The following is a 13,583-nucleotide window of genomic DNA, read 5'->3' on the forward strand; positions in this document are numbered from 1 at the left end:
CTCAGCCTCCAAATGCTGCGTCGTAGGCGGCAAGCGTCGTGTGGGCGCGTTTGCTCACCTCGGCTGCGTTCATGCCAGGCTTATAGAGGCTCGAACCGAGACCGAAGCTGCGGATGCCGGCCTTGGCATATTCCGCGAAGTTCGTGTCCGAAACGCCGCCGACGGCCGCGATCTCCAGTTCCGGCGGCAGTATGGCGCGGATCGCCGTAATGCCGGACGGACCGAGTACGCTCGCCGGGAAGAATTTGAGCCCAGTGGCACCGGCCGCCGCTGCCGATAGCGCCTCGGTCGGGGTGAGGACGCCGGGCATGGTGACCATGCCCTTTTTCGCTGCGAGCGAGATGACCGCGGGCTCGACATTGGGGCTCACCATCAGCCGCCCTCCGACATCGGCGAGCTGCTCCACCTGAGCTGTCGTCAGCACCGTTCCCGCGCCGATCAGGCAATTTTCGGGCGCCATCTTCACGGCGGTTTCGATCGAGCGGAACGGATCGGGCGAATTCAGCGGGATCTCGATCGCAGTGAAGCCGGCCTCGATGAGGGCGCCGACGACACCTTCGGTTTCCTCGGGCTTGAGACCGCGCAAAATGGCGATCAGCGGATATTTCATCGGCGGGAAGGGGATGCGGTTCATGGGCTTGTCTTTCGTTCAGAGTGGCCAGATCGCCTGGGCGGCGGTCGAAAGGCCGGAGCGGACGGCCGTGTCGGCGTCAACGGTCTGGAGCGGACAGTCGAGGCTTTCGAGCGCGGCCTGATAAAGTGTGCCGAGGGAGCCGGAGGCGACGAGGCAGATGCTGTCGATCGTTCGGGCGGCTGCCAGCGCGCCGGCGATTTCAAGACCGATCAGCGTACCCGACAACAGCGCCTTGGCGTCGGTTGCGTCTGCGCCATGCAGCAGCTGTCCGGCGCGTGCGCCAAACAGCAGGCTGGTCCCGAGCGCCGGATTGGTGCGGGCTTCCGCCACGGCTGCTGCAAAGGCTGGATGATCGCCGGAAAAAATGTGCGCATCGGCGATCGAGTGGCTGAGGATCGAGTGCTTCGAAATTACATCGAACAACTCGCCGGTCATGAAGGTGGAGAAGCCGCTGACATTGCCGTCTTCGAGACGCACCCATTTGCTGTGGGTTCCCGGCATGCAGACGAGATGCCGGCCGCGGCCGAGTTCGGCTGCAGCGCCGAGCAACTGCGTTTCTTCGCCGCGCATCACGTCGGGATGCCGTTTGTCGCGTTGCGCAAGGCCGGGCAGGATGCGGATGTCGCGGGCGAGATCGGGCACCGCGACCGCGCGCGAAGCAATGTCCGAGAGTTTCGCCGGAGTGTCGAGATAGCCGGCTTCGACCCAGCCCTGCTTGGCGCCTGCCATGCCGCAGATGATCGCTGGCAGGTGGCTCGGCGCATCGACGGCGGACAGGTGCCGCTCAAGGATCGCGTGGAAGCCGGTCTTGTTGGCGGTGGTCATGCCTTCGCCGCTACGCCGCTCGGCGAGCACCGAGCCATCCTCGCCGATGATCCACAGCCGGAAACTCGTGGTTCCCCAGTCGACCGCGGCATAATAGGCTGCCGTCATCACAATGCGCCTCCATCGATAATCATTGTTTGCGCGGTCATGCCCAAGGAGCAATCCGACGCGAGGTAAAGGCAGGGACCGACGAGGTCGTCCGCCGTCAGGCTGCGTTTCAGGCATTGCCTTTCTTGCATGCCGGCGATCGCGTCGTCGCTTAGCCACAGCCGCTTCTGCCGTTCGGTAACGATCATGCCGGGCAGGATCGCATTGACGCGGATATTGTCGGGGCCGAGCTTGCCGGCGAGCGATTTGGTAAGGCCGATGATGCCGGCCTTGGCTGTCGCATAGGCTGGGATCTCGGCCATGTTGAGCAGATAGGCGATCGACGAGAAATTGATGATCGCCCCGCCACCGGCCCGACGCATGTGCGGTGCTGCCGCCTGGCTCATGAAAAAGAAGTGACGGAGATTGACGGCCTGGCTCTCGTCCCAGCTGGCTTCGGTCACCGTGTCCATGGGCTCGCGGTCGTCGCGCGCGGCGTTGTTGACGAGCACATGGAGCGCACCGAGCGCTGCGGCCGCCGTCTCTGCTGCCCTCCGTCCCGCCTCGGTGTCGCGCAGATCGGCCGCGATGAAAAGCGGTGCTCTACCCGTTTCGTCGGCAACCCTCTCGGCCAGCTCGCGGCTCGCCTGCTCGTCGATGTCGACAAAGGCGACCCGCGCACCTTGGCGCGCAAAGCCCTCGACCAGCGCGGCGCCAATGCCAGAGCCGCCGCCGGTTACCAGCACTGAGCGGTCGAGCAAATCGTGAAACTGTGCCCTAGGCGCCGGCATTGTCCTCAATCCCCAGATGGCCACGTCATGACGATGATAATTGTTCCATTATTTGGAACTTGATTTTAATATATGGAATTATCACGTTGAAGCGTCTATCTTGTCAAGGCCGAGCGCGCGATGCGCCGGCGGCTGTCAGGACGAGTGAGCCACGATGAGCAACGAAGCGATAGGCGCAATGGATGAAGCCCCGGCCGAGGCGTCAGGTACAGGCACGCTCGGCAAGGCGATCGCAGTGCTGGAAGCGGTGGTGACGGCCGATGGCCCGCAGCGCTTCACCGATATCCTAGCCAGATCCGGCCAGCCGCGCGGTACCCTGTACCGGTTGCTCAGCCACCTCGTCGAGGAAGGCTTGCTGATCCAGCGACGCGACCTTTCCTACGAGCCCGGCCTTCGGCTGCTGACGCTTGCCTATCGTTCCTGGTCGGCCAATCGGTTTCGCGACGTGGCTGAACCCCATCTCAGGCGCTTGCACGACTTGACCGGCGAGACCGTGCATCTCGGTATTCTGCGCCAGACGGAGATTGTCTATGTCGACAAGGTGGAGAGCCGTCAGACGGTGCGCATGAGCTCGCAGATCGGCAAGGCGTCGCCAGCCTATTGCACCGGCATCGGCAAGGCGGCGTTGTCGCTGCTTGGACACGCCGAACTGGAGCATGTCCTGGCCCGGACCGAGTTTCACCCTTTCACCGCCCATACACACCGGTCGGCCGCAACCTTGCTGGCGGAGATCGAGGAGATCCGGCGAGACGGCCATGCTTTCGATCGCGAGGAGCACGAAGCGGAAATCCGCTGTGTCGCGGCGCCGATCTCCATTCCCGGTGATGATATCGCGGCCGGAATCTCGGTGACCGGTCCTGCCTACAGGGTCACCATGGAGCAATTGTCGGCATGGGCGGCGCCCGTTCGCGCCGCCGCTCAGGCGATCGGCAAGGAGGCGGTTATCCGTCTCGGTCCCGGCCGCGGTGGACCTTGAATTCACTTTACGGTAAATTAGAAACATCGACTGGACGTAGCGTTCGAAGCTCGATAGCTTTTAATATATCAGACTCAGGTTCGTGGATGGTCTTTGTCTGGTTTGGTTTTGGTATTGTTAGAAATTTGACGTGATCTTCATGCGGCGTCAGCGGCGCGGTTTTCGCGCGGTCCGGATGTGGAGAAGGGCGGAAGATGATCGATTTCAGCGCGAATTTGTCGGCGTTGACGCTTCCCGATGGGCGGAGCATTCGGGGGCCGATCTGTTGCGAAGAGGATATAAGGCGGGTGATTGCCCAGGTTGCGGATGCCTATGGTTTCCGCGGATTCCTGGTGCTTGCCGTGCCGGAGACGGATTGCAACAGCCTGTCAGCCAACGCGCTGATGACAAACTACCCGACAGCCTTTCTTCAGGGCTATGACAGTGCGGGCCTGATCAACGGCAGCCCGGTGATCCAGCGTCTGCGTCGCAGCACCATTCCCTTCACCTACGACGCCCACCAGCTTGCGCGCCGGCGATCGGATGGCAAGGGAGATGCGGCCATCTGCGTCTTCGAGCAGGCGAACATGCCGCGCGGTCTCTATTTGCCGGTGCACGATGCCGGCGGCCATCGCGCGGCGATTGCCTTTGGCGGTGACCGTCCCGTGGTCACGAACGACGAGCTGCAGGAACTCAACCTTTGGGCCGGTGTGCTCTACAGCAAGTACATGGACGTGCGTGAGCGCGACCGTCGCAGTGCGGGGAGCCTTTCACGCCGCGAGGTGGAGTGCTTGCGCTGGGCGGCGGCCGGCAAGACAACCAGCGAAATGGCAAAAATTCTCGCGCTGTCCGAATACACGGTCAACCACTACCTGAACCGGGCGACGCGCAAGCTGGATTCGGTCAATCGGGTCCAGACCGTTGCCAAGGCCATGCGTGCCGGGTTGATCAATTGACCACTTATGCGCGCCGTTGGCGAAGCTGATGGCGAAGTTGGGCCTTCGCGGGGGAAATACACAGACTTTTGCGGCGAGGCGGCGGGGAAACACGAACATCTGTTGGCATTGGCTGCCCGCTCGGTCTATTTGATAGTCGATGAATGCCATGGAACGCGCGAATGCAGGATACGATGACGACCGGGATGACTGAAGCAGATCTGCCCCGGGGCGGCGATTTCGCGTCCGAGATCGCAAAGCTTGAGACCCAGTTTGATATCATCCGTTACATGCGGCGGGTGACACAGGTCTTTGGCTTCAAGACCTTTCTCATCTGCTCGATCCCCTCGATCGATGTGGAGCGTCTGGCTGCAAGCACCGTTATCTCCAATATGCCGGCAGAACTGCTGAACAAGTATGACAGCCTGTCGATGCTGCGCTTCAGCACCGGCGTGCGCCGCCTGCGTGAGACGACCACGCCATTCCAGGTGACGCTTGCGGACTGGGAAGGCGAAGGCGGCAAGCCGGAGGCAGCCGGCGAATACATCACGATGCTGCGCGAAAACGGAATCCTCCAGGCAAGCTATTTCCCCGTCCATGACGCCGAGGGTGGGCGCGGCGCGGTCATTCTGATGGGGCCGTTGGTGGAGCTGCCGATGACGGTCACCATGGAACTGCAGATGATCGCAATCCATGTCTATAACCGTCTCGCCGAAATCGGATCTGTATGGAAGAGCAGCGGTGCCGCCCTTTCTGAGCGGGAAATCCAGTGCCTGAGCTGGACGGCCGCCGGAAAGACCAGCGCCGAGATTGCCGGCATCCTCGGGCTCTCCGAGCACACGGTCAATCACTACCTCAATCACGTCACCAAGAAGCTCGACGCCGTCAATCGCACCCAGGCGGTCGTGAAGGCGATGAAAAAGGGCTATATCAGCTAGGCCCGCAACGTCCCACTGGCCGTTGTCGCGGTGCTGTGTCGTTACGATACAGGCCGCAATCTTTCAATTTTGATCTTCAAGCCGCAGCGCTCGTTCCCTTGATCGCGATCGATTGAACGGAAAGGCGCAGCACTTCAAAGCGCTCAAGCGACACTTGCGCGTCTCGCAAGACGGATCGCACTCCGACAGCGTGTGCGGATGCTCCCGCACGGTCGGAACTGCAAGGCGCACAGATGTGGCGAAATGCTCCAACGCGGGGCATTTTTTCAGGCAGTGCTCAGAAACTGGGCACCTGTCGCAAGCGCGAAATCGGTAGCGCCGAGCGATATCTAATTGAATTCATTGTATGTATTTGCGCCATTTGAAGTTGGCACGCATCCTGCATTTCTATTGGCATGTCCAGAGGGGACTAAAAAGAAGACAGCGCCCAAGAAGGTCGCGATCAAAAGGCCACTGCCTGCCTCAGGTGATCCCGGATGTACGGACGCCTGACGTGGGTGGTGGCCCTTCCTTTTTCCGATATGTCGCATTGGCGAAGCGCCCCGCCTCGACTATCTAAGAAACAACAAAAGAATGAGAGGGCGCTATGCCGGAAGTCACCAGAGAAGTGGTTCTTGAGAAGCTCCGGACGGTTCGCGGCCCGGGCATGGAAGGCAACATCGTCGACCTCGGGTTGGTGTCAGATGTCTTCATCTCGGATGGCAAGGCCTATTTCTCGATCACCGTGCCGGCCGACCGTGCCAAGGAACTGGAGCCGATGCGGGCAGCCGCCGAACGGGTGGTGCGCGAAATCCCGGGGATCACCGCTGCGATGGTGGCGCTGACGGCCGACCGCAAGGCGGCATCGGCAGGCGCGCCGGTACAGCGGCCGCAGCCCCAGGCACCCTCTCACGCTGGTCATTCGCATGCGCAGCGCCCCGCGGGCGGCCCGCCAGCCAAGGCCGGGATCCCAGGCGTCGGCGCGATTATCGCGGTTGCCTCGGGCAAGGGCGGCGTCGGCAAGTCCACGACCTCGGTCAACCTGGCGCTGGCACTGAAGGCCAACGGACTGAAGGTCGGACTGCTCGATGCCGACATCTACGGTCCGTCGATGCCGCGCCTCCTCAAGATTTCCGGCCGGCCGCAGCAAATCGAAGGCCGGCTTATCCGACCGATGGAAAACTACGGTCTTAAGGTCATGTCCATGGGCTTCCTCGTCGATGAGGAAGTGGCGATGATCTGGCGCGGGCCGATGATCCAGTCGGCGCTGCTGCAGATGCTGCGTGAAGTCGCCTGGGGCGACCTCGACGTGCTCGTCGTCGACATGCCGCCCGGCACCGGCGACGCCCAGCTCACCATGGCCCAGCAGGTGCCGCTTGCCGGCGCCGTCATCGTCTCGACGCCGCAGGATCTGGCGCTGATCGATGCCCGCAAGGGCCTGGCGATGTTCCGCAAGGTCGAGGTCCCGGTCCTCGGCATCGTCGAGAACATGAGCTATTTCATCGCCCCTGATACGGGCAACCGCTATGACATCTTCGGTCATGGTGGAGCTCGCAACGAGGCCGAGCGCATCGGCGTCCCGTTCCTCGGCGAAGTGCCGCTCACCATGGGCATTCGCGAAACATCCGACGCGGGAACGCCGTTGGTCGCATCCGATCCGGCAGGCGAAGTCGCGCGTATCTATCGGGACATTGCCTCGAAGGTCTGGGAGCAGGTGTCGGCCCAGCAACAGGACAAGAGCCGCGCGGCGCCGAACATCGTGTTCGAATGAAAGTTCCCCGCGGGGAACTTTCGCGCTCTCGCTGCGAATCGTTTTGCCCTTGATTTGGTTTTGATTTAGGCGAACATGGGATAGGGTGCCGGCGGAACGGCCGCACTTGCTCGCGTGCCGACAAGCAAGAGGGCATTGATTTTGCGTCTGCGTTGCGCCATATGCCTTGCCGCACGTGCGAAGGTGCCCAACTTCACGCCCTCTCGCAGGAGACTTTGGCCTCTCGCGATGACTGAGTTGAAGACTTTGTCCTGACTGGCGGAACGCTGCATCCGATGGATCTCTATTGTGGGTATTTTGTGGCGCACGACCTTTCGCCCTCGCGGTACGGCACGCAGGTTCGTATGACGAGGACGGTCGCATGATCACCGGCTATTGCGCCGATGGGACAGCCGTCGTCCTGACGCCGGCGGAGCCACCCGAGAGCCTGCGCCCGGATGTCATTTGGGTCGATCTCGTCGAGCCGAGCAAGGCCGAAGACCTGATGATGGAGCGGCTGCTTGGCATTTCCATCCCGACCCGCGACGACCTCAAGGATATCGAGCCATCGAGTCGTCTCTACATCGAAGAGAATGCCGTGTTCATGACGGCGTCGCTGGTGTTTCGTTCGGACACCGAAATACCCGGCCTGACGGACGTCGGTTTCATCCTTTCGGGCAGCCGCCTCGTAACGGTTCGCTATGCCGAACCCCGCTCCTTTGTTCTCTTCAAGGCATCGATGCATCGCTTCCCGGGCAACTGCCGCGATGGCGCCGTGGTCCTGACCCGGCTGCTGGAAACGATCGCCGATCGGACCGCCGAAATTCTCGAAGAGGCGGTGACCAAGATCGACGATCTGTCGATTGCCGTCTTCGGTGACAAGGCGGCGAACAAACGCCGGCCGCCGCATTTTCTTGAAGCGCGTCTGCGCGACGTAGCCGGGCATCATCGCCTGGTTGCCAAGACGCGTGACAGCCTTGCATCGCTGTCGCGTCTGCTGACCTTTGTTTACACTGTTCCGCAAGTGCAGGGCGACAAGGAAACGCGTGAGCTCTGCCGTTCGATCTCGCGCGACATTCAATCGCTTTCCGAACATGCCGGCTTCATCTCCGGCAACATTACCTTTCTGCTTGATGCATCGCTTGGCCTGATCAACGTCGAGCAGAACGCGATCATCAAGATCTTCTCGATCGCGTCGGTCGTCCTGTTGCCGCCGACCCTCGTTGCCTCGGTCTATGGCATGAACTTTCGCGTCATGCCCGAGCTGGAATGGCAGCTTGGCTATCCCTGGGCGCTTGCGGCGATGCTGATATCGGCAGTGATCCCCTTTTTCTTTTTCCGCTGGAAAGGCTGGCTTTAATGGCCGGTAGGTTTGAATGACCCAACCGCATGTCCCCTCTCACGAGCCGAAGGATCTGCGCCGCTTGCTGGTCCTCGGGCTAGGTTCGATCGGTGTCGTCTACGGCGATATCGGCACCAGCCCGCTCTACGCTTTTCGCGAAGCGCTGCGCCCGGTTTCCCATGACGGCGTAACCGACATGGAGATCATCGGCCTGATCTCGTTGATGATCTGGACGCTGACGATCATCGTCACGATCAAATACGTGCTGTTCCTGCTGCGCGCCGACAACCAGGGAGAGGGCGGCACGCTGTCGCTGCTCGCCCTTTTGATGAAGTCCGCCAACGGACACGCGTCGATCCTCTTCTTCATGGGGATTGCCGGTGCAGCTCTCTTCATCGGCGATGCGATGATCACGCCGGCGCTGTCGGTTCTGTCTGCGGTTGAAGGCCTGAAGTTGGTGACGCCGGCGCTATCGGAATATGTCGTGCCGATCGCGGTGGTCATCCTGCTCCTGCTCTTTGCCGTGCAGTCCAAGGGGACGGCGGCCGTCTCCAATTTCTTCGGACCGATCACCCTGGTGTGGTTCCTGGTGATGGGCGGCATCGGCCTCGTGCACATCGCCGACGACCTGTCGATCTTCAAGGCCTTCAATCCCTACTACGCCGTGAGCTTCATGCTGAATGAAGGCTATGTCGGCATCATCGTTCTGGGCGCCGTCTTCCTGACGGTGACCGGTGCGGAGGCGCTCTACGCCGACCTCGGCCATTTCGGTCGCCGGCCGATCCAGTGGGCCTGGTTCCTGATCGTCTTTCCGGCACTGACGCTCAACTATCTCGGCCAGGGCGCCTTCGTGCTGAAGAACCCTGAAGCCATGTCCGATCCGTTCTTCCTGATGTTCCCGAAATGGGCGCTGCTGCCGGTGGTCATCCTTGCGACCTTTGCCACCATCATCGCCAGCCAGGCGGTCATTACCGGCGCCTTTTCGCTGACCCGACAGGCAATTCACCTCGGCTTCCTGCCGCGCATGGCCATCTTCCACACGTCCGAGACCCACACGGGCCAGATCTACCTGCCCAACGTCAACACGTTGCTGATGTTCGGCGTCATGGCGCTGGTCTTCGTCTTCGGCTCATCAGAATCGCTGGCGACCGCCTACGGCATCTCGGTCACCGGCGCGATGGTGGTGACGACCGTGCTGTCCTTCGAGTTCCTGCGCATGCGCTGGAACTGGTCGGCCCTTGCAGCGGCGGCAGTGCTGGTGCCGCTTTTTGCGCTGGAGTTCATCTTCCTCGGCGCCAACATGCTGAAGATTCACGACGGCGGTTACGTGCCGGTGCTGATCGCCGCCACCTTCATCATCATCATGTGGACCTGGCGGCGCGGTACCGGAATTCTGCATGCCAAGACCCGCCACATCGACATACCGCTGGCGAGCTTCATCAAGTCGATCGAGCGCAAGAGCGAACATGCGCCAGTTTCGGTGCCGGGCACGGCCGTATTCCTGACGAGCGACCCGGAATCGACGCCGGCCGCACTTCTGCACAACATCAAGCACAATCACGTGCTGCATAACCAGAACTTCATCCTGACGATCCGCACGGCCAATACGCCGAAGGTCCCGAAATCGGAGCGGGTGAGCATGCAGCCGCTGTCGGATCGCTTCACGTTGCTCGAAATGCGGTTCGGCTTCATGGAGACACAGAACGTCTCGCAGGCGCTGGGCCTGTTCCGCAAGTCCGGTTTGAAGTTCGATATCATGTCGACGTCGTTCTATCTCGGGCGCCGCAAGCTGGTGCCGGACGCAGAATCCGGCATGCCGCACTGGCAGGACCGCCTGTTCATCGCCCTTGCCAATGCCGCGATCGACCCTTCGGACTACTTCCGCCTGCCGACCAACCGTGTTGTCGAACTCGGCTCGCACGTCATCATCTGACATGCCTGTCGCCCCGGGCAGGGCGCTTTAAAGGGGAGCCGCCTCCAAGCCGAGGCGGCTCCCCTTGTTTGTGGCAGCCTTTTGTTTGCGGCGCCTCTGCCCTTCAGCGTTGCCGCATTAACCAAACATCAAGGTTAATGCTTCATTTTCAAGGCTCGAACGAAGCGGCGCCGGCCGAGGGCCCGACCGCTTGATTGTCTAAGCTTCCCGCGCGGAATCCCTGACGCTGGCCCATCGCCGGTGCGGGCGAAGCCGTGCCCATGTTAGCGTTGCGTGGAGTCGGTTGTTGCGTAAGAGTCGGAACCTGCGTCAAAAGTCTCGTCTGAACGTTTCGGCCTGGATCGCGCCTGCGGTCATAGGCCTTGCCCTTTACCTCGGATTTCCGTCAGCCGCCGCCTATGCGGACCTTGCGACCTTTCTGTCGGGCATCAACCGCGGCGGCGAGCGGTGGCGCATGTACATGACGCCGTCGCCGGCGGGCTCGATCCACGAAGTCGAAATGGTGTTTACCGATCCGATGACCACGGGTGCGCTCGATGGCGGTGCCGGCATCAACATGCCCGACGGCAGCCGCGTCGCCCTGACTTCGGAAACCAAGCATTCGGGCAGCCCCGACGAAGACCGCGTCAACCGACAGGCCAAGAAGGGCCGTATCGTCGCCGTGACCCCGGTGACCCCGCCGAAGGATTTCACTGCCGGCTCGATCCTGCAGCGCACGAGCTCGCTGACCGAGCCGCGCTTGGAGGAGGGCGAAAAAATGGTCTTCGCCAAGCCGAACATCAGAGGCAAGGAGATCGAGATCGCCACGGCCTTTTACAGGAAGCGGCCGCCGAAGGCGGAAGCCGGCGTCTCGCCGATGCTTGCCAAGCTCGTGACCAACGACAAGGCCGACATTCTTGCGACTGCTTACGTCCGGCCCGAGCCGGACTATGCGCGTGAATCACCCTTCGATTCGATTCTGCGCGAAGACAAGAACGCCGGCCGCTTCATTCCCGACATCGCGCCCGACGATCACGCCTGGGCCGCCACTCCGTTGCCGCCATCGGTGTTCAGCAAGGAAGAGCAGGCATGCCTCGCGGAAGGGATCTATTTCGAAGCGCGCAGCGAGCCGCTCAAGGGGCAGGCCGCGGTCGCCCAGGTGATTCTCAATCGCGTCCGCAATCCCACCTATCCGAAAACCATCTGCGGTGTCGTTTACCAGAACAAGGCGTGGCGCAATCGCTGCCAGTTTTCCTTCGCCTGCGACATGATCCGCGACCTCGTCTACTCTCGCTCGCACTGGAAGACAGCCAAGGAGGTCGCCATGGCGGTCACTGCCGGCAAGATCTGGCTGCCGGAAGTGGGCTCGGCAACCCATTATCATGCGACCTACGTCAATCCGCCGTGGGCAAAGACGATGAAGCGGGTGGGCAAGATCGGCCTGCACGTCTTCTATCGCACCTATGGCGGCGGCTGGAGCTGAATGGCATCTGACACGATTGCGCCGTCTTTCCCTTCAAGCGAGTGGACGTGCGAATCCGGTCGGATGGCGGCGAGATTCCTGCAGCAACCTTGCCGCAGTTCACGCGAACAGCTGTTAAAATACTGATTTTGCTGAAAAATATTGTCCACGGCCAAGCTGCCTGCACGCCTTGACTATGCGGGAGCCTAAAACTATGTTGCGCGCGACTTCAAATGGGGCCGAAACGTGGCTTGAACCAAGGCCCTTTGTATGACCGAAATCGCGGTCTGAGACCGGATCAGGACGACAAGGGAGTAGCCACGTGGCGGAGAAACCTGAAGAAAGTCTGGAAGCGCGGCTGAAGCAGCTCGGCGACAAGATTGAGGCCAAGAGGCCCATTGCGCCTGATGCAGCAGAGGCCCGGGCCGCCGAAAGCCGGAAAGGCTATGCGGCGGCGATGAAGCTCTCGAGCGAGTTCATCGCCGGCATCGTTGTCGGGGCGTTTCTGGGCTATCTTTTGGACCACTTTGCAGGTACAGGGCCGTGGGGAATGATCATATTCCTGCTCCTCGGCTTTTGCGCCGGTGTGTTGAATGTACTGCGATCGGCGGGGATGGTGGCGACACTCGACTCTGTCAAGCGCAGTTCAGGGAATGACAAGACGGACGGAGATGACGCCTAAGGCGTCGCCCGGAAAACACGGTATCCGCTCTAAAGGCGGGCAGAACGAAAGAGAAGCGCGGTGTCAAACGATCCGACCCACCAGTTCCTGATCAACAAGATCGTTCCGATCGAAATTGGCGGAATTGACTTTTCCTTCACCAACGCGTCGCTGTTCATGGTCGCGACCGTGGGTGCTGCGGCCGGTTTCCTTTACCTGACGACATCGCAGCGCGGCCTGGTTCCGACGCGCCTCCAGTCGGTTTCGGAAATGTCCTATGAATTCATCGCTTCGATGCTGCGCGAAGGCGCTGGCAACGGCGGCATGAAGTTCTTCCCGATGGTGTTCTCGCTGTTCATGTTCATCTTGACGGCGAACCTGCTCGGCATGTTCCCTTACTTCTTCACCATCACCAGCCAGATTATCGTCACCTTCGCGCTGGCGCTGTTCGTCATCGGCACCGTGGTGTTTTATGGTTTCTACAAGCACGGCTTCGGCTTCCTGAAGCTGTTCGTGCCTCACGGCGTGCCAGGCGTGCTTCTGCCGCTCGTCGTGGCGATCGAAATCATCTCGTTCCTTTCCCGTCCCATCAGCCTCTCGGTCCGTCTCTTCGCCAACATGTTGGCCGGCCACATCACGCTGAAGGTTTTCGCTGGCTTCGTCACCTCGCTGAGCGCCCTTGGCGCGCTCGGTATCGGTGGTGCGATCCTGCCGCTCATCATGACCGTCGCTATCACCGGTCTTGAATTCCTCGTCTGCTTCCTCCAGGCCTATGTCTTCGCGGTACTGACCTGCATGTACCTCAACGACGCTGTCCATCCCGGAAGCCACTAAGGAATACAGTCGCTTGCTTCCGGCCGGCCCTCCGCCGGAAGCGCAATCCTAAGCCGCAACACCATTCGAAGGAGTTCAATCATGGAAGCGGAAGCAGCAAAGTACATCGGCGCAGGTCTCGCTTGCCTCGGTATGGCCGGCACGGCTCTCGGCCTCGGCAACATCTTCGGCAGCTACCTGTCCGGCGCTCTGCGCAACCCGTCGGCAGCTGACGGTCAGTTCGGCCGCCTCGTATTCGGCTTCGCCGTTACGGAAGCTCTGGGCATCTTCTCGCTGCTCGTAGCTCTGCTCCTCCTGTTCGCCGTCTAATAACGGCTGGAGTTTCGGCCGCGGCCCGTCAAAAGGCCGCGGCCGCGCATATTCTTGAGTGCACCTGGAGGTGAGCATGTTTGTGACCGCGGCCTATGCCCAGCAGTCAACCACCACTGAAGGCGCCGAAGCACACGATGCCGCTGCGGCCGGTGAGGTGCACACCGAA

General features: G+C 61.3%; 13 protein-coding genes and 1 pseudogene. 11 read left to right on the forward strand and 3 right to left on the reverse strand.

The genetic code is table 11. The features are described 5' to 3' along the window. Position 1 precedes the first annotated feature (1 nt). Genes VGO04_RS27480 through VGO04_RS27490 form a run of 3 tightly spaced genes read right to left on the reverse strand, consistent with a single transcriptional unit; the run spans position 2 to position 2,337 of the window. The gene (locus VGO04_RS27480; RefSeq protein WP_327499141.1) at positions 2 to 634 is read right to left on the reverse strand and encodes a 2-dehydro-3-deoxy-6-phosphogalactonate aldolase; all 633 of its coding nucleotides are present in this window, start codon (positions 632 to 634) and stop codon (positions 2 to 4) included. Between the two features lie 15 nt (positions 635 to 649). Beyond that, positions 650 to 1,570: a 2-dehydro-3-deoxygalactonokinase gene (locus VGO04_RS27485; protein WP_327499142.1), complete on the reverse strand. Its 921-nt coding sequence runs from the start codon at positions 1,568 to 1,570 to the stop codon at positions 650 to 652. Continuing rightward, positions 1,567 to 2,337: an SDR family oxidoreductase gene (locus tag VGO04_RS27490; RefSeq protein ID WP_327499143.1), complete on the reverse strand. Its 771-nt coding sequence runs from the start codon at positions 2,335 to 2,337 to the stop codon at positions 1,567 to 1,569. The genes VGO04_RS27485 and VGO04_RS27490 overlap by 4 nt, the downstream gene beginning before the upstream one ends. A 178-nt stretch (positions 2,338 to 2,515) precedes the next feature. Here VGO04_RS27490 and VGO04_RS27495 point away from each other — a divergent pair, with 178 nt between their 5' ends. The 11 genes and pseudogenes from VGO04_RS27495 to VGO04_RS27545 form a co-directional block, all read left to right on the forward strand. Next, positions 2,516 to 3,313 carry an IclR family transcriptional regulator gene (locus tag VGO04_RS27495; protein WP_327499144.1) on the forward strand — a complete coding sequence of 266 codons (798 nt, stop codon included), beginning with the start codon at positions 2,516 to 2,518 and terminating at the stop codon, positions 3,311 to 3,313. 194 nt (positions 3,314 to 3,507) lie between these two features. After that, on the forward strand, positions 3,508 to 4,248 hold the full coding sequence (locus tag VGO04_RS27500; RefSeq protein ID WP_327499145.1) for a LuxR family transcriptional regulator: 741 nt from the start codon (positions 3,508 to 3,510) through the stop codon (positions 4,246 to 4,248). Positions 4,249 to 4,391: 143 nt separating this feature from the next. Further along, positions 4,392 to 5,165, forward strand: a complete 774-nt coding sequence (locus VGO04_RS27505) for a LuxR family transcriptional regulator (RefSeq protein ID WP_327499146.1) — start codon at positions 4,392 to 4,394, stop codon at positions 5,163 to 5,165. A 586-nt stretch (positions 5,166 to 5,751) separates the two neighbouring features. Continuing rightward, the gene (locus tag VGO04_RS27510) at positions 5,752 to 6,915 is read left to right on the forward strand and encodes an Mrp/NBP35 family ATP-binding protein (protein ID WP_327499147.1); all 1,164 of its coding nucleotides are present in this window, start codon (positions 5,752 to 5,754) and stop codon (positions 6,913 to 6,915) included. Positions 6,916 to 7,276: 361 nt separating this feature from the next. Then, positions 7,277 to 8,254, forward strand: coding sequence for a magnesium transporter CorA family protein (locus VGO04_RS27515; protein ID WP_327499148.1), 978 nt, complete (start codon positions 7,277 to 7,279; stop codon positions 8,252 to 8,254). A gap of 16 nt (positions 8,255 to 8,270) precedes the next feature. After that, positions 8,271 to 10,169 (forward strand): potassium transporter Kup, encoded by a 1,899-nt coding sequence (locus tag VGO04_RS27520; protein ID WP_327499149.1) that lies wholly within the window; start codon positions 8,271 to 8,273, stop codon positions 10,167 to 10,169. 286 nt (positions 10,170 to 10,455) lie between these two features. Next, entirely contained in the window at positions 10,456 to 11,631 is a 1,176-nt protein-coding gene (locus VGO04_RS27525; RefSeq protein ID WP_327499150.1) for a cell wall hydrolase, read from the forward strand. 301 nt (positions 11,632 to 11,932) lie between these two features. Next, positions 11,933 to 12,292: an AtpZ/AtpI family protein gene (locus VGO04_RS27530; protein ID WP_327499151.1), complete on the forward strand. Its 360-nt coding sequence runs from the start codon at positions 11,933 to 11,935 to the stop codon at positions 12,290 to 12,292. 60 nt (positions 12,293 to 12,352) lie between these two features. After that, on the forward strand, positions 12,353 to 13,105 hold the full coding sequence (locus VGO04_RS27535; protein ID WP_112808709.1) for a F0F1 ATP synthase subunit A: 753 nt from the start codon (positions 12,353 to 12,355) through the stop codon (positions 13,103 to 13,105). Positions 13,106 to 13,186: 81 nt separating this feature from the next. Next, the gene (locus VGO04_RS27540) at positions 13,187 to 13,414 is read left to right on the forward strand and encodes a F0F1 ATP synthase subunit C (RefSeq protein WP_025426100.1); all 228 of its coding nucleotides are present in this window, start codon (positions 13,187 to 13,189) and stop codon (positions 13,412 to 13,414) included. A 76-nt stretch (positions 13,415 to 13,490) separates the two neighbouring features. After that, positions 13,491 to 13,583: pseudogene (locus VGO04_RS27545) on the forward strand (F0F1 ATP synthase subunit B'); the annotation flags it as partial.

It is taken from the genome of Ensifer sp., from assembly GCF_035999185.1.
In the GTDB taxonomy this organism is placed as follows: domain Bacteria; phylum Pseudomonadota; class Alphaproteobacteria; order Rhizobiales; family Rhizobiaceae; genus Ensifer.

What these genes read in the sequence shown, in the direction of transcription:
- VGO04_RS27515 (WP_327499148.1), top strand. Translation starts at nt 7,277, where the DNA reads ATGATCACCGGCTATTGCGCCGATGGGACAGCCGTCGTCCTGACGCCG.
- VGO04_RS27495 (WP_327499144.1), top strand. Translation starts at nt 2,516, where the DNA reads ATGGATGAAGCCCCGGCCGAGGCGTCAGGTACAGGCACGCTCGGCAAG.
- VGO04_RS27480 (WP_327499141.1), bottom strand. Translation starts at nt 634, where the DNA reads ATGAACCGCATCCCCTTCCCGCCGATGAAATATCCGCTGATCGCCATT.
- VGO04_RS27505 (WP_327499146.1), top strand. Translation starts at nt 4,392, where the DNA reads ATGCCATGGAACGCGCGAATGCAGGATACGATGACGACCGGGATGACT.
- VGO04_RS27500 (WP_327499145.1), top strand. Translation starts at nt 3,508, where the DNA reads ATGATCGATTTCAGCGCGAATTTGTCGGCGTTGACGCTTCCCGATGGG.
- VGO04_RS27490 (WP_327499143.1), bottom strand. Translation starts at nt 2,337, where the DNA reads ATGCCGGCGCCTAGGGCACAGTTTCACGATTTGCTCGACCGCTCAGTG.
- VGO04_RS27510 (WP_327499147.1), top strand. Translation starts at nt 5,752, where the DNA reads ATGCCGGAAGTCACCAGAGAAGTGGTTCTTGAGAAGCTCCGGACGGTT.
- VGO04_RS27540 (WP_025426100.1), top strand. Translation starts at nt 13,187, where the DNA reads ATGGAAGCGGAAGCAGCAAAGTACATCGGCGCAGGTCTCGCTTGCCTC.
- VGO04_RS27520 (WP_327499149.1), top strand. Translation starts at nt 8,271, where the DNA reads ATGACCCAACCGCATGTCCCCTCTCACGAGCCGAAGGATCTGCGCCGC.